This window comes from Clostridium sp. LIBA-8553, assembly GCF_057782465.1.
In genome coordinates this window covers 2,716,853-2,732,672 of sequence record NZ_CM173489.1, presented here as the reverse complement: position 1 = coordinate 2,732,672, position 15,820 = coordinate 2,716,853, and the positions used below count along the sequence as shown (strand labels likewise).

The 15,820-nt window shown below is 28.8% G+C and carries 17 protein-coding genes and 1 other annotated feature; of the genes, 5 read left to right on the top strand and 12 right to left on the bottom strand.

From position 1 onward, the window contains the following. Positions 1-328: 328 nt before the first annotated feature. Entirely contained in the window at positions 329-2,491 is a 2,163-nt protein-coding gene (locus AC2JAQ_RS12195; protein ID WP_488456687.1) for a type IA DNA topoisomerase, read from the top strand. A gap of 208 nt (positions 2,492-2,699) precedes the next feature. On the opposite strand, the gene AC2JAQ_RS12190 is transcribed toward AC2JAQ_RS12195, so the two are convergent. From AC2JAQ_RS12190 to asnA, 5 genes are all read right to left on the bottom strand, one after another. Continuing rightward, positions 2,700-3,155 (bottom strand): hypothetical protein, encoded by a 456-nt coding sequence (locus AC2JAQ_RS12190; RefSeq protein WP_488456686.1) that lies wholly within the window; start codon positions 3,153-3,155, stop codon positions 2,700-2,702. A gap of 106 nt (positions 3,156-3,261) precedes the next feature. Then, positions 3,262-3,972 carry an LrgB family protein gene (locus tag AC2JAQ_RS12185; protein WP_488456685.1) on the bottom strand — a complete coding sequence of 237 codons (711 nt, stop codon included), beginning with the start codon at positions 3,970-3,972 and terminating at the stop codon, positions 3,262-3,264. Then, on the bottom strand, positions 3,956-4,342 hold the full coding sequence (locus AC2JAQ_RS12180; RefSeq protein ID WP_322502989.1) for a CidA/LrgA family protein: 387 nt from the start codon (positions 4,340-4,342) through the stop codon (positions 3,956-3,958). Before AC2JAQ_RS12180 ends, AC2JAQ_RS12185 begins: the two co-directional genes overlap by 17 nt. Positions 4,343-4,453: 111 nt before the next feature. After that, the gene (locus AC2JAQ_RS12175; protein ID WP_488456684.1) at positions 4,454-5,272 is read right to left on the bottom strand and encodes a tetratricopeptide repeat protein; all 819 of its coding nucleotides are present in this window, start codon (positions 5,270-5,272) and stop codon (positions 4,454-4,456) included. 396 nt (positions 5,273-5,668) lie between these two features. Further along, positions 5,669-6,679 carry an aspartate--ammonia ligase gene (gene asnA / locus AC2JAQ_RS12170; protein ID WP_488456683.1) on the bottom strand — a complete coding sequence of 337 codons (1,011 nt, stop codon included), beginning with the start codon at positions 6,677-6,679 and terminating at the stop codon, positions 5,669-5,671. A gap of 212 nt (positions 6,680-6,891) precedes the next feature. Continuing rightward, positions 6,892-7,151: a binding site (T-box leader), on the bottom strand. A 131-nt stretch (positions 7,152-7,282) separates the two neighbouring features. Here asnA and ppaX point away from each other — a divergent pair. Beyond that, on the top strand, positions 7,283-7,927 hold the full coding sequence (gene ppaX, locus AC2JAQ_RS12165; protein WP_488456682.1) for a pyrophosphatase PpaX: 645 nt from the start codon (positions 7,283-7,285) through the stop codon (positions 7,925-7,927). Between the two features lie 42 nt (positions 7,928-7,969). On the opposite strand, the gene AC2JAQ_RS12160 is transcribed toward ppaX, so the two are convergent. Then, complete coding sequence (locus AC2JAQ_RS12160) at positions 7,970-9,241, bottom strand: D-alanyl-D-alanine carboxypeptidase family protein (protein ID WP_488456681.1); 1,272 nt, start codon at positions 9,239-9,241, stop codon at positions 7,970-7,972. 175 nt (positions 9,242-9,416) lie between these two features. Between AC2JAQ_RS12160 and AC2JAQ_RS12155 the strand changes: the two genes are divergently transcribed. Continuing rightward, positions 9,417-9,983, top strand: a complete 567-nt coding sequence (locus AC2JAQ_RS12155) for a hypothetical protein (protein WP_488456680.1) — start codon at positions 9,417-9,419, stop codon at positions 9,981-9,983. A gap of 82 nt (positions 9,984-10,065) precedes the next feature. After that, on the top strand, positions 10,066-10,215 hold the full coding sequence (locus AC2JAQ_RS12150) for a hypothetical protein (RefSeq protein ID WP_488456679.1): 150 nt from the start codon (positions 10,066-10,068) through the stop codon (positions 10,213-10,215). A gap of 49 nt (positions 10,216-10,264) precedes the next feature. On the opposite strand, the gene AC2JAQ_RS12145 is transcribed toward AC2JAQ_RS12150, so the two are convergent. Further along, positions 10,265-10,534 (bottom strand): acylphosphatase, encoded by a 270-nt coding sequence (locus AC2JAQ_RS12145; RefSeq protein ID WP_488456678.1) that lies wholly within the window; start codon positions 10,532-10,534, stop codon positions 10,265-10,267. A gap of 188 nt (positions 10,535-10,722) precedes the next feature. Here AC2JAQ_RS12145 and ndk point away from each other — a divergent pair, with 188 nt between their 5' ends. Next, the gene (ndk, locus tag AC2JAQ_RS12140) at positions 10,723-11,154 is read left to right on the top strand and encodes a nucleoside-diphosphate kinase (protein ID WP_488456677.1); all 432 of its coding nucleotides are present in this window, start codon (positions 10,723-10,725) and stop codon (positions 11,152-11,154) included. A gap of 34 nt (positions 11,155-11,188) precedes the next feature. Here the strand turns inward: ndk and AC2JAQ_RS12135 are convergent, their stop codons facing one another. Genes AC2JAQ_RS12135 through AC2JAQ_RS12115 form a run of 5 tightly spaced genes read right to left on the bottom strand, consistent with a single transcriptional unit; the run spans position 11,189 to position 15,535 of the window. Beyond that, a complete protein-coding gene (locus AC2JAQ_RS12135; protein WP_488456676.1) occupies positions 11,189-12,271 on the bottom strand; it encodes an ABC transporter substrate-binding protein in 1,083 nt (360 codons plus the stop codon). A 1-nt stretch (position 12,272) separates the two neighbouring features. Continuing rightward, positions 12,273-13,073, bottom strand: coding sequence for an ABC transporter permease (locus tag AC2JAQ_RS12130; RefSeq protein WP_488456675.1), 801 nt, complete (start codon positions 13,071-13,073; stop codon positions 12,273-12,275). Next, positions 13,067-13,912 (bottom strand): ABC transporter permease, encoded by an 846-nt coding sequence (locus AC2JAQ_RS12125; RefSeq protein ID WP_423237782.1) that lies wholly within the window; start codon positions 13,910-13,912, stop codon positions 13,067-13,069. Before AC2JAQ_RS12125 ends, AC2JAQ_RS12130 begins: the two co-directional genes overlap by 7 nt. Positions 13,913-13,914: 2 nt before the next feature. After that, the gene (potA, locus tag AC2JAQ_RS12120) at positions 13,915-14,964 is read right to left on the bottom strand and encodes a spermidine/putrescine ABC transporter ATP-binding protein (RefSeq protein WP_488456674.1); all 1,050 of its coding nucleotides are present in this window, start codon (positions 14,962-14,964) and stop codon (positions 13,915-13,917) included. Positions 14,965-14,995: 31 nt separating this feature from the next. Then, the gene (locus AC2JAQ_RS12115) at positions 14,996-15,535 is read right to left on the bottom strand and encodes a helix-turn-helix domain-containing protein (protein WP_322502977.1); all 540 of its coding nucleotides are present in this window, start codon (positions 15,533-15,535) and stop codon (positions 14,996-14,998) included. Between the last annotated feature and the right edge of the window lie 285 nt (positions 15,536-15,820).

The window sequence follows — 15,820 nt, the reverse complement described above, 5'->3', positions numbered from 1 at the left end:
CAAATTTGCAATTTGGCATCTTGAACTTATGCAATCGAACTATAGTGAGATTGTATTTCTTTTTTTGATTATGCTCAAACAGAAAAAGCTTCTTAAGGCTATTATTTTTAAGTAGATGATGCAATACTAAATGCTTTTAAGATGTTCTTATAGTTTTATCTAAAAATCAAAACTAGTAAATATATTTTAGATAAATGAATACTCACAGTCTTGTAGGCTGTGAGTTTATTATTTTGAATAGTGAAATAAATTTTTTAATTTGTCAAAGATGATAATAGGGAGTACATAGAGTTCGTAGAACAAAAGGATAATAATTAGGAGTGATACTTTGAAAAAGGTAATAATTGCAGAGAAACCATCTGTTGCTAGAAATATTGCAGATGCTTTTAACATAAAAAAAAGAAAAGATGGATATTTTGAAGGCGAACAATATCTTATAACATGGGCTTTTGGACACTTATTGCAGTTATTTGATGCAAAGGACTATGATGAGAATATGAAAGGTTGGAGAATGGAGAAATTTCCTTTCATTCCAGAAGTTTTTAAATATAAAATAAAACAAGATTCTGTAAATAGAAATATGATTGATAAGGGCGCTGAGAAGCAAATAAAGATAATAAAAGGTCTTATAGATAGAGAGGATGTAGATGGGATAATTTCTGCTACTGACTTTGATAGAGAAGGGCAAGTAATCGCAGATGAAATATTTCTTCACTTTAAGGAAAAGAAACCTGTTTATAGACTTTTATTAAATGAATGGACACCTGATGAAGTAAAAAAAGGAATGGAGAAATTAAAGCCTAATGAGGAAATGCAATGCCTCCAAGATGCAGGTATAGGAAGACAGTGGGCAGATTGGATAATAGGAATAAATCTAACTTCTGTTACGACAATAAAGTATAAATTAAATGATGGACAAATCCTTAATATAGGAAGAGTATTATTACCAACTTTAAAAATAATTTATGATAGAGATAAGGAAATAGAGAATTTTAAATCAAGTGCTTACTATAAATTAAATGGAACATTTAAAACTTCTAAAAATGAAGAATTTGAAGGAACTTATTATGAAAATAACTCTGAAAAGTTTGAAGATAAAAAAATTCTTGATGAAATAAAAGAAAAAATAAAAGATAAAAATGCTGAAATAATTGAAAAACAAACAGAAAGAAAAAAAGAATATCCACCATTTTTATTTAATCTTTCTAATCTTCAAGGATATGTAACAAGTAAATATAAGGGATGGACTTCAGATAAGGTTTTAAAAGTAGCTCAGTCTTTATATGAAAAGAAGTTTATAACTTATCCTAGAACAGGAAGTATGGCATTAGAAGAAAGTTTAGTTGATAGAACCAGAAATGTTTTAGAAAAGCTTAAGGTGGGATTACCTTATGAGGAACAAATAAAGTTCGTTCAGAGTAAAAGAGTTTTTGATAACTCTAAGGTTGAGAGCCATAGTGCTATCGTTCCAACTTATATGAAGCCTAATAATTTAACTCCAGATGAGAAAATAGTTTATACAGCAGTAAAAAATAGATTTTTAATGCAGTTTATGCCTGTAGCTGAATTTGAAGAAACTAAAATAACTTCAAAGATAAATAATCCAGAAGTTAAAGGAGTATTTATTTCAAAAGGAAAAGTTCAGCTTATTGAAGGATGGAGAGTTGTTGAAAAAATAGATAGTAAAGATACAATTCTTCCAATGGTAAATGAAAAAGAAATAGTTGACTTAGTAGATAGTAAAATAAATAAGGTTACTAAAAAACCACCTAAAAAGCATACTGAAAAGACATTGCTTAGAGTTATGGAGACTTGTGGTAAGAGTTTTAAAGAGGATGCAGAGGAAGATAGTGAAGAAATGATGGCATCAATCTTAAGTGGATTTAGTATAGGAACACCAGCTACTAGAGCTGAAACAATTAAAAAGCTTAAAGATGTAGGATATATTACTACAAAGGGTAAAAGTTTAACTTGTACAGAGCTTGGTAGAACAATAGTTGAAATATTCCCTGTTAAGGAACTTCTAGATTTAGAGTATACAGGAAGATTAGAGAAAACTCTTTCAGATATAGAAAGAGGAAAAGTTAAAAAAGAAGATTTCTTAGAGCTTATAAGAAACTTCACTATAGAAGGAGTTAATGCCATAAAAAATGATGATTCTATGGCAAAACATTTTAAGGTGGAGGCACCAGAGGGAGTAGAAGTACTAGGAAACTGTCCTAACTGTGGAAATCCTGTTATAGAAGGAGAAAAGGGCTTTGGATGTGTAAACTGGAAAAATGGATGTAAATATACTATATGGAAAAATGATAAGTATATAGCCTCCTTTGGAAAGCAAGTTACTCCTCAGATGGTAAAACTTTTATTAGCTAATGGAAAAGTTGGTTTTAGAAATCTAAAAAGTAGAAAGGGAAATACCTTTGCGGCATATTTTATATATGAGAAGGATGAAGAAAAAGGCTACTTCACATGGAGGATGGAGTTTATTTAAGTGAATATCTGTATAGGCAAAATAAAAATGAATAGAGATTCAAAGATTAAAAGTTCATAAAGAAAATCTATAAATATATTTAAAGGAATCATTATATTTTTCTAAGAGTTTATAGTAATTATTTTAGAGTATTCTATTAATTACTTAAATTCTAAGGTTTATATAGAGCTCTCTTTAGGTTATTTATAGATTTTTTTATTATAAGTTTTTAAATATAATCAAAAGTAAATTTATAAGATAATTTTGATAAATCTTTTTCTTGTAAATTATAAAAATCCTCTTCTATAGGAAATAAAATTCTTCTTCCGTGTTGAGGAGGAAGACCTTTAGGAATAACAACACTTTTAAATGTTTTATTTAAAACTTCCTTATCACTAGAATCATAGACTGAAATATTAAAGTTTTCTAAGTTTTCAAAAGTAGTATTTTCAGTAGTGTTTAAAAAATAAGCATCTATAAAGAGTGCATTATCTTCCTTGAATAGCTTATTAATTATTAGATTCAAAGTATTTTTTTCTGTTGTGAAAGCTGTGATTTCATATAGAATCTCTTTGTTTTGAGGTGGAGATTCTTTTGAAAGTGTACTTGCATCTAAGGTTAGAGTATTGGGATTTAAAAGGACTGCTAGGGCAAAAAATCCTAAAAACTTTTTTAATATTTTCATTTTTAATTCTCCTTAATTTATAGATTTATATTTTTAGTATTTCTATAATTAAGGAATATAATCTTTAAAAAGAAAAAAACAGTGAATTTTTATCACTGTTTAGAGTTTAGGCAAATTTTAGTATGAATGCTGCTAGCATATATATTGGTGGTGCAAGGAAAACTGTTATTAATCCAGCCACACCTATAGATAATGAACTCATAGCACCATGAGTTTCACCTATTTCTAATGCTTTAGTTGTTCCAACAGCATGGGCAGCTGTTCCAATAGAAACACCCATTGCAACTTCATGCTCAATTTTAAGGAATTTACATACCATAGGAGCTATAACTGCACCTGTTATACCAGTTATTATTATAGCTATAACTGTAATTGATGGTATTCCACCAAGGCCACTAGCTACTTCAACACCTATTGGAGTTGTAACTGATTTTGGGACTAAAGAAGCTATAAGTTCGTGGTTTACTCCTAAAAAATATCCCATTATAACTACACAACACATAGAAGCTAAGCTTCCTACAATGATTCCAGTCATTATTGGTACAAAATGATTTTTTAAAAGTTGTAACTGTTTATATAATGGAACTGCTAAAATTACAGTGGCAGGTCCTAAAAATGCATTTATAAAGTTACCACCAATATTATAAGTTTCGAAGCTTATATGGAATGTAACTAACACTACAATTACAATAGCAATTGCTATTAATAGAGGATTTAATACTGGAATTTTAGTCTTTTTATAAATGGTCATACCAATTTCGAAAGCAAAAAGAGTTAATAAAATTCCAAATAAAGGGTTACTAACAATGCTGTTCATTAACTTCATCTCCTAGTAATTTTTTTTCTTTTCTTCTTATTAAAGCTTGGACAACTAAACCTGTAACTCCTATTACAACAAAAGTTGAAGCTATGCATATAAATAATAATTTAAGAATATTTCCTTCTAATAATCCAACGGATGTCATAAGTCCGACCCCTGCAGGAACAAAGAAGAAAGCTAAATGGTCTAAGAAGAATTGAGCAACAGAATCAATAGCTTCTACTTTAACAACTTTAGTACACAGTAAAACTAGTAATATTAACATACCTATAATATTTCCAGGAACACTATGTATAAAACTTTTAGAAATAAATTCTCCTAAAAAGTATATAAATACTACAATAAGCATTTCTCTTAAAAGCTTCACTAGATAATCACTTCCTTTTTAAATTAAAAAAATATAAGGAACCACTTTTAAAGTTCCTTATACATTATAGAATGAAATTAAAATTTAAGCTATAATCAAATATCACAATAATTAATGATTTATACTTATTAAAGCGTTTTCTATATCATTTTTTGATAGGTTACTTAGAATAGACTCGTCATACTTAAGCGCTTTATTTAAAAGCTCTTTAGCTTTGTAAGAATCGTCTTTTTCTTTTGATATAATTCCCATAAAATAATAAGGTTCTGAAAAATTTGCACATTCATCTATTAATTCGTTGAAGTAAAAACAAGCTTTTTCAATATCACCAATTTTATAAAAAATTTCTCCAAGGTTAGCTCTTATTATTTGACTTAGGTCATCAATCTTTAATCCTTCATTACTTATTGAAATTGCTTTTTCGAAATTTTCATCTTGGATTAATACATATCCATAAACTTCATAAAAATCAAGAGAATTAAAATTATTTGCTTTTAAATCATTAAGAATTTTAAGAGATGTTTTATTATCTCCTAGCTTCCAATAAAGTATTGCTTGAAGCAGGTCAAGTTGATTTGCATCATCATGTAGAAATTTTCTTTTAGATACTATTGTTTTTAATGTTTCCAAAGCTTCCTCATAAGAACCTGTCTTTAATTCTAAAAATACATAGGTTTTTATGGCTTTTACATTAGAACTAGAACAAAGAGCAGCTTTTCTATAGAAAGGCAAAGCTTCTTCTAAATTATTAGTTTTTAATTGTTTAGCTCCTTTAAACATATGTATTAGATGTTTGTTCATTGTTATTTTAAATATTATGAATGATACAAGTAGGATGCTCCCCATTGGCACACTTACTTTAACCATTAAGAAAAATATAGCAATTACTGCTAAAACATTTAGTAAAGTTTTTAAACCAGATTTTTTCATAATGATTATCCCCCTTTTAAATATAAGCTTATTAAGAAGATTATACTATATTTGTAAGAGGGATAATATTGAATTTTTAAATATTAAAGTTAATTTAAAAGATTAGGCTCTGTTTTAGGTGAATGTTGATTTTAGCTAGACTTTCAGACTTAGCTTAATTTTAAGTGAAAGTCCAAATTTTTAATTTGGTATCTTGAACTTATGCAATCGAACATCGTGAGATTGTATTCCTTTTTAGATTACGCTCAAACAGAAAAAGCTTTTTAACGCTATTATTCTTACATATATGATGCAATACTAACTGCTCATTAAGATGGTCTTACAGTTCTATCTAAAAATCAAAAATAGTTTTAAACATAATCATTTATTAAATAAGCTTAAGAAAATATTTGATAATTATAATAAATGTATGTTGTTCTCTTCACATTTTCTTATCATATCTTCATCCCACATAGAAGCTTGAACTTCTCCAATATGAGCTTTTCTTAGGAAGAACATACAAATCCTTGATTGACCAATTCCTCCACCAATAGTGTATGGTAATTTCCCTTCAAGAAGCATTTTGTGGAATGGTAGTTCTTTTCTATCTTCACAGCCTGTAATTTTTAATTGCTTTAAAAGACTTTCTTCATCAACTCTTATTCCCATTGATGAAAGTTCTACTGCCTCATCAAAAAGAGGGTAGTAGAATAATAAATCTCCGTTTAATGTCCAATCATCATAGTCTGGGCTTCTATCATCATGCTTTTTACCAGAAGATAATTTTCCACCTATTCCTATTATAAATACAGCTCCAAATTCTTTACAGATTGCAGTTTCTCTTTCTTTCGGAGTAAGATCTGGATAACGATCCTCTAATTCCTGTGATGTTATAAATTTAATATCCTCAGGAAGAAGTTTTTCTATATGAGAATATTTAGATGAGATAAAGTCTTCTGAATCTTTAAAAGCTTTATATATTGATTTTACAGTTTCCTTTAAAGTTTCTAGGTTTCTTTCTTCTTTAGTAATTATTTTTTCCCAGTCCCATTGATCAACATAAATAGAGTGAATGTTATCTAAGTCTTCATCTCTTCTTATGGCATTCATATCAGTATAAAGACCTTCCCCATGTTTAAAATCATATCTATGAAGAGCTAGTCTTTTCCATTTAGCAAGAGAATGGACTATTTGTATGTTAAGTTCTGGCATAGCTTTCATGTCAAAGCTAACTGGTCTTTCAATTCCGTTTAAGTTATCATTTAATCCTGAACACTCATTTACAAAAAGTGGAGCAGAAACTCTTGTTAAGTTTAAGTTTTTAGCTAAAGAATCTTCAAAAAAATCCTTAAGCTCTTTAATAGCAACTTCAGTTTCTCTAAGTGATAGTAAAGGTTTATAGCCCTGTGGTATAAATAATTTTTCCATTTAAAACAACTCCTTAATTAAATAGTGTAGTTAAGTATAATTTTTTTGATTTTACTACACATTATTTTTAATAGATCCTTTTGTTTGGCCCAAAACATGTTCTTAAATTTGCAAAAATATTTTTTATACGTATAAAATAAAAATTAAATCCAGTATGTGGTTTTTTCTGAATTTATTAAAAAAGAGAATAAAAAAAGCCATCATCCTATATTAAATAGGACGAAGGCTGTATAATCATCTCCGCGGTACCACCTATGTTAGTACAAAAGCACTCACTTAACAACAGTGCATCTTAACACTGTCCTTCTTTTAACGGAAAGAAACCCGTCTAAGTCTACTGTTCAAAATAAATTTTGAAGTTCGGTTAGAAGCTCAAGGATGTTTTTCATCAAAGGTATAGTATGAGGCTTTCACCATCCCTCAATCGCTAAAACTCTTTCCAAAGATTACTTCTTCCTATCAATGCTTTGTACAAGTTATTTATTTAATAACTAATATATACTATAAATCTTAATTTGTGAAGGGGTTTTTAAAATTTTTTTTAATTTTATGATATAATTATTGAAAATAATACAAATTTTTAGATTAAAAAAGGAGACATTTATGATAAAAGCAGTACTATTTGATTTAGATGGAACAGTGATAAATACTAATGATTTAATATTAAAATCATTTCAACATACATTTAAAACAATGCTAAATTTAGAGCCAACAGTTGAAGAAATTACTATGAACTATGGTAAGCCATTACAAGAGACCTTTAAGGCTTATGATGAAAATAGAATAGAAGAAATGATAGAGTGTTATAGAAAAATAAACTTAGAATTACATGATGATGAATGTAAGGAGTTTAGTGGAGTAGAGTTAATGCTAAAAACTCTAAAAAGTAAGGGAATTAAGCTTGGAGTTGTAACATCAAAAAAGAGAGATATGGCAGAGCGCGGTGCAAAGTTAATGGGCATATTTGATTATTTTGATGCTTTTATAACACCGGAGGTTACTAAGAAACATAAGCCAGAGAGTGAGCCTATATTAAAGGCTTGTAGTGATTTAGGAGTAACTACTAATGAATCACTTATGGTAGGAGATTCACCTTATGATATTTTAGCAGGTAAAAATGCCGGTGCTAAAACATGTGGCGTTACATATACAGCATTACCCCTTGAAAAATTAAAAGAAAGTAAACCAGATTTTTATATAGACAAGCCATTAGATTTATTAAAAGTTGTAGAAAAGTTAAATGCTTAATAAAAAAGATTTAGTCTAAGACTAAATCTTTTTTATTTAAAATTAAAATATATTTCTTCTACGTCTTCTACGTCTTCTTAAGTTTACTCCTCTTATGATAAGTAAGATTAGTATAACTATAACTACAGCTATAACAAATATTCCTAAGTAGCTTAAGAAGTTAGCTTTTATAAGTGTAAATGTACCTATATCAGCCTTTACAGGATAATCATGAGTGTAAGCTCTTTCTTTTACAGTAACAGCTGCTGAATCAGGATGAGAAGCTAATTGCCAAGCATTCATACCTTTTAAGTTTATTGACTTAGATGTTTCTTTTTCATTTACATAGTTATCATAATAGTCTATATTTTCAGTTGCAACAAAAGGTACATCTATTGTTTTAGTTGGTCCAAACCATCTGAAAAGTTTGTATTCAACAGGAATAGTATCTATTGTTGTTCCTGATTTTATGTAAGGAACTTTATCTACAGAGTAGCTGTAATCAATAATTTTTTTCATATCATTAAATACAATCTCATCCTTAGCATCATATTGAGAATCTAAAACAGTACCTATTATTTTTCTACCATTTCTTTCATAAACTGATACTAAACATCTTCCAGCAGGAGTTGTGAAACCAGTTTTACCACCAATATTTCCGTCGATACCAAGTTCTTTATTTCTATTTTCTAAAATTACCTTTTTTCCGTTTACAGTTATTGAACTTTCTTTAAGTCCCATAGTTTCGCTTACCCAAGGGTTCTTATAAGCATTTTGTAAAATAACAGCTAAGTCATAGGCTGTTGAATAGTGATCGTCATTATGTAATCCGTTTGGAGTAACAAAATGAGTATTTTTTAACCCAAGTTCTTTAACTTTTTGATTCATCATATCACTAAATTTTTCACCATTTCCAGCTACACCATCTGCGATTACATATGCAGCATCATTCGCTGAAAACATAAGTAAAGCTTTCATTAAATCATTTGCATTCATTCCCTCACCAACAGGTATTGGACCAAAGCTATCGTTTAATGTATAGGGCTGTTGACTTTTTGCATCTGCTGTATATGGAAAGGAATCTGTCTTTGAAGCATGTTCAGCAAATAAAAGACTTGTCATAACCTTTGTCGTACTAGCAGGATATGCTCTTTCATCAATTCCCTTTGCATAAATAATCTCTCCAGTGTCATAATCTAGTGTAACAGCATACTTACCAACTATATCAGGTTGGGTAATTTCAGCAGCTTGTACAGTTGCTTTTGCTGGTGTAAAGAATGATACTGATAAAGCAACTAATAGTGAACTTAAAAGCTTTTTCTTAAATTTAATCAATTTTCATCTCTCCTAATTTTTAAAGTCTCATTAAACTTTTTTAATTATAACATCTATAGGAGATAATAACAATAATAATAAGGATGGAGGTGTAAAGCTTTAATTATGGCATTTATGGTACATATCTTATATAATATAAGATATTTCAAGTAATTAATATTTAGGATGTGATATTATGGCAGTTTTAACTGTAGATGATATTTTGAAGGAAAGTGAAGTAGGAACTTTAATACCACTTTTAGTAGAAGTTGATGATAGAGTAGTTCCCATAATTTTTGTTAAGGATTATTTATATGCCTTACAGGATATTGGGGACAATGTTTTAGTAGCCTTAAAAAGTAGTATTATAAGTAATAAAAAGTTAGACTTATTTCTTATAATGATTAGATTTGATAATAATGAGGAAAATACTTATGATTTATGGTTAAACTATGGATTTAATTGGCATTTTGAGTTTTTAAATAATTTGATTAACTCAGACAATATACTTATAGACTTTAGGGATCAGGATAATAATAGAGTTAAAACTATTGAGATAAAAAATACTATAATAGAAGATTTAAAAAAGTACAAAGAGAGTTGTGAAGAATGTGTACTTATGAAGGAAGGAAAAGAAGATAATATAATAAGGGTAAATAAAATAAGAAAATGTGAAGCTTGGAACAATGAAGATGCTTTAGAGTTAATAGATGAGGTTCTAGAGGATTATGATAGCATAGAAGATATGTGGGAGAATTTATAATCTATAGCATTATAAATATGTTTAAGATAAGGTATATAAACAAACCTACCTTGAAATAATAAATTAAAGGTGGGTGATAAAAATGAGAAATAATAAAAAGGATTATGATAATAAAAAAAATAAAGAGCATGAACCTAATGACGGAACATTTATTTCATATAAAAAAAGTGATGAGTTTAATACTAATGGCAGTACTCGATATGGAATAGAGCAAGATAGTTGTGATATTTAGTTAGATATAAAAACAAAGGGTAAATCAAATTTGATTTACCCTTTGTTTTTTAATATGTAGAAAATCTTTTTTCATGTGTATCAATAGGTAGGTTTTTTTCATCAATTGATATTACTCTAGAAAAACCATTTCCTTTTAAAATGCTTGATTTAAATTTTTTTATTGAGGATTCATTTCCTTGTACTTCTATAAGCACATTACTGTCTTCTAAATTTTTTGCATAACCTGTTAAGGATAATAAACTTGCCTGATATTTACAAAAGAACCTAAAGCCAACCCCTTGAACTCTACCATGTACTAAAAATTCTTTTCTAATCATGGAAAACACCTCCTATAAATACTATTATAATTAGAATACTAAGTAAAAAAATATGTATTTTTATATTTAATATGGAAATAATAAGTTAACAATGAAATAATTATATAAATTTCTCTGTGAATGTTTACATAAATAGGAAATTATATGTATAATATATCTAAGGGAAATAATTTTGAGGAGGAATTTTGATGAGGTTAGAAAAAAGTCTTGTTTTAATAAAACCTGATGCTGTTGAAAGAGATTTAATAGGAAAAATATTAGAGGTTTATGAAGGAGCAGGACTAAAGATAAGGGCTATAGAAATGAAACGTATAACCAAGGAATTTGCTGAGAAACATTATGAGGAGCATAAAGGTAAGCATTTTTTTGATTCTCTAATTAAATATATAACAAGAAGTCCTCTTGTAGCATTAGTTCTTGAAGGAGAAGATGCTATAAAAAAAGTAAGAACCCTAAACGGTGCAACAAATCCAGAAAAAGCTGAGTTTGGAACTATAAGAAGAAGATTTGCATTAAGTGGTACAGAGAATTCAGTTCATTCATCAGATTCAATAGAAAATGCAGATAGAGAAATAAAATTATGGTTTCCAGAAGTTTTCTGTGAAGAGATATGTGGGTAATATAAAATGCATGTGCAAAAGCACATGCATTTTTTTAGTAAACACATTTTATTTCTAACCAAGCTTCATCATACTTCCTAAGTATTTCTGATGGTAAATCAACAAATACCTCACAGTTTTTAAGTGAAGATTCATCAGGGTAAGCAACTTTATCTTCTCTTACATCTTCAGGTAATAAGTTATATGCTGCTGTATTAGGAGTAGAATATCCTATGTATTCTACATTTTGTTTAGCATTTTCAGGATCACAAAGGAAGTTTATAAATTTTTCAGCATTTTCTTTATGCTGAGCATTTTTAGGAATTGCAATACCATCAAACCATTTATTTGAACCTTCCTTTGGAATAGCGTAAGCTAAATCAGGGTTTCTTTCAATCATGGTAACGGCATCACCAGACCATGCAACAGCTAGAGAAGCTTCGCCACCAACCATAGCATCTTTAACTTGGTCAACCATATAAGCTAAGATTAAACCATCTTTTTTCTGAGTCATAAGTTCACGCTTAGCGGCTTCTATTTCATTTGGATTTTCAGTGTTTAGAGAGTATCCAAGTTTCTTTTCCGCAACGGCCATAGCATCTCTAACACCATCTGGCATTATTACTTGATCTTTATATTTAGTGTTCCAAAGTATATCCCAACTATCTACTGGATCAGTAACTTTTTTTGTATTATAAATTATTCCTACTGTTCCCCACATATAAGGTACAGAGTATTCGTTAGTTGGATCATAAGCTAAGTTTTTAAATTGTTCTCCAATATATTTATAATTAGGTATTTTTGAAAAATCTATTTTAGCTAACATATCTTCACTTTTCATTTTCTCTATCATATAGTCAGAAGGAATTATTAAGTCATAAGATACATTTCCGCTATTAAGCTTTTGATACATTATTTCGTTAGTATCATAAACATCATATTTAACATCTATTCCAGTTTCATCTTCAAATTTTGTAATAAGATCTGGATCTATATAATCTCCCCAGTTATAAACATAAAGAACGTTACTATTTTTATCTTGATTTGTTTCTTCACCTTTTTTTGGACCACAACCCATTAAAAGTGAAGCTGAAAGTAGTGTTGTACAAGCTAAAGCTAAGAATTTTTTCATTTTCATATTAACGTTCTCCTTTCACTAAAGATTGTTTCCTATTAGCAATAAGAAGTAATGCTAAGACAACAATAAACATTAATGTTGAAAGAGCATTTATTTCCGGAGAAATACCTCTTCTAGCCATAGAATAGATTTCTATAGAAAGGTTTGAAACTCCAGGTCCAGTAGTGAAGAAACTTATAACAAAGTCATCTATTGACATTGTAAATGCTATTAAGAATCCAGCTGCTATACCAGGCATTATTTGAGGTATTACTACCTTTCTTAAAGCGTAAGATGGTGTGGCTCCTAAATCTAAAGCTGCATCAGTTAGATTTGGAGGCAATTGTCTTAGCTTAGGTAAAACAGATAATATAACATAAGGAATATCAAATGTTATATGAGCTAAAAGCATAGTCCAAAAACCAGGCTTAAGACCAAATAAAACACCACCAATAGCAAATAAAGTCATTAATGAAACACCAGTAACTATATCAGGGTTTAATACTGGTAAGTAGTTTACATTTAAAAGTAAAGCTCTAGGACCTCTTTTCATATTATTAATTCCTATAGCACTTATAGTACCGATTATTGTAGCTATAACAGAAGCAAGTACTGCTATTAATACAGTATAGTAAAGTGCTTCTAATATTCTTTCATTTTGAAGTAGGGAAGTGTACCACTCAAAAGTAAATCCACCCCAAACAGCCATAGACTTAGTACTATTAAATGAGAATATCATAAGAGTTACTATTGGTGCGTATAAAAATATAAATACTATAGCTAAATAAAATTTAGAAATAAAATTACCTAACTTTTTTACCATAGCTGTTTACCTCCTTCTTTGCCGTTCTTTTCATACTTAGACATAAGTCCCATTGAAATTAATATTAATATCATCATAAAAATTGATAGAGCTGAACCGAAGTTCCAGTTACCTATAGTGGTAAATTGTTGTTCTATAAGGTTACCAACTAACATGTATTTTCCTCCACCTAGAAGATTTGGAATTACGAAGTTTGAAACAGCTGGCATAAATACCATAGTTATTCCAGAAATTATTCCAGGAATACTAAGTGGTAGAATAACTTTTCTAAAGGCTTGAGACTTATTTGCACCTAAATCATAAGCTGCATTAACTAAGTTTTTATCAATTTTTATAAGTACAGTATATATTGGTATAACCATAAATGGTAAGAAGTTATATACCATTCCAAGTAATATTGCTCCGTCAGTATATAGCATTTTTATAGGACCTATTCCTATATAACCTAAAAGTGTATTTATAAGACCATCTCTACCAAGTATAGCCATCCATGCATATGTTCTAAGTAAGAAGTTCATCCACATTGGTAATATAAATAAAAGTATTAAAATGTTTCTTCTCTTTATTGGAAGTTTAGAAATCATATAAGCTATTGGATAGCCTAAAATTAAACATAATACTGTTGATAAAACTGCAAGCCATATAGAACGTACAAAAACAGTAAAATATATTGGCTCAAATAATCTTTGAAAGTTTTCAAGAGAGAATACAAATCTTCCATCAACTTTACTTGTAAAACTAAAAAAAACTATTAAAAGTAAAGGAATAACTATAAATATAGCACTCCATACAACGTATGGATAAGCTGCAAAGGATAAATTTTTATTATTACTTTTCATTTTTAAACATCACTCTCTTTTTTCATTATATGTATGCTTTCAGGGTCAAGAGATAATCCTATTTTAGCTCCTATTTCAGCATGTTTTGTATTGTGTAATATCCAAGTATAGTTTTCATCCTTTACTTCTATTTCATAGTGTACACCTTTAAATATAACTGAAGTAACAGTTCCTTTTAGCATACCGTCTTCATATTTAACCATTTCAAAATCTTCAGGTCTTATTACAACTTCAATAGGTTCATTTTTTTCGAAACCTTTATCTACACAGTCAAAAACTCTTCCTGCAAATTCAACTTTAAAGTCATCTAACATAGTACCGTCAACTATATTACTTTCACCTATAAATTTTGCTACAAATGAGTTGATTGGTTCGTTATATATGTCCTCTGGACTACCCATTTGTTGGATTTCTCCTTTATTCATAACAACTATTGTGTCTGACATTGTTAAAGCTTCTTCTTGATCATGAGTTACAAAAATGAAGGTAATACCTAATTTTTGTTGTATTCTTTTAAGTTCTATTTGCATGCCTTTTCTAAGTTTCATATCTAATGCGCCAAGTGGTTCATCTAATAAAAGTACCTTTGGTTCATTTACTAGAGCTCTAGCTATAGCGACCCTTTGTTGCTGTCCACCACTAAGGGCTTCAATATCTCTTTTTTCATATCCTTCAAGAGCAACTAGTTTAAGCATTTCTTTAACTTTTTCATCTATAACATTTTTAGGTAATTTTTTTAATTTTAATCCAAAAGCTATATTTTCATATACATTCATGTGAGGGAATAAAGCATATTTTTGGAATACAGTGTTTAACTGTCTTTCATAAGGTGGTATATCGTTAATAATATTATTTTCAAAGACCACCTGACCACTATCTGCCGTTTCAAAGCCTGCTATAATTTTTAAAGTTGTTGTTTTACCACATCCACTAGGGCCTAAAAGAGTTAGGAATTCATTCTTTTTAATATTTAGGGAAAGATTATCTAAAATTGTATCTTTTCCATATGATTTAGTTATTCCTTTTAATTCAATAATATTATTATCTTTCAAATCTAACACCTCTGCTTTCTAAATGTTTATATTAAAATGATGGTGGAGTGCTTATCCAAATAACTTTTGCAGAAACTTTCCCTGCATTAGAAATGTAGTGATTAGCCTTAGGTTTAAAATAGAAACTCTCACCTTTTCTTACTTTTACTTTTTTATCTCCTAAATGAAGATATATTGCTCCTGACAGAACATATCCGAATTCTTCTCCTTCATGAGGTTCTTCTTCAATATATTGTCCTCCTGGCTCAAGAGTTATCATTATAGGTTCCATATCATTTTTCTGAGCATTAGGAACTAGCCACATAAGATTGTACTTTAATTCTTCATTTTCAGTTTCAAACATATCATCCTTTGAAAAGGCTATTTTTTCATTTGTATCCTCACTAAAGAATTCAGTGAGATTAGTTCCTAATATGTCTAATATATCTATTAATGTAGCTATAGACGGGGATGTAAGATCATTCTCAAGCTGAGAAATAAATCCCTTAGATAGTTCACATCTATTTGCTAATTCTTCTTGAGTTAACTGTTTGGCCACTCTGAGACTTCTGATTTTATCTCCTATTTCCAAGTTTTACACCTCAATTTCATTAACTATAAGTTTTACTAAACTTTAAGTTTAAAATTACTAAACAAACATAAATAATTATAAATACTTTCGAAATAAAAATCAATAAAAAATTAAAAAAATATATTCAAAACTATATATTGCTTAAAAATAGTAATCTAGCAACTTTGAAAGGAAATATATGTTATGCAGTTTAGGTAAGTTTATTATTAAATTTAGTATAACTAAACTAGAAAAGAATAATTCTTAAATACTGGTAAAAAAATTTCACAGTTTGTGGTAATTTAT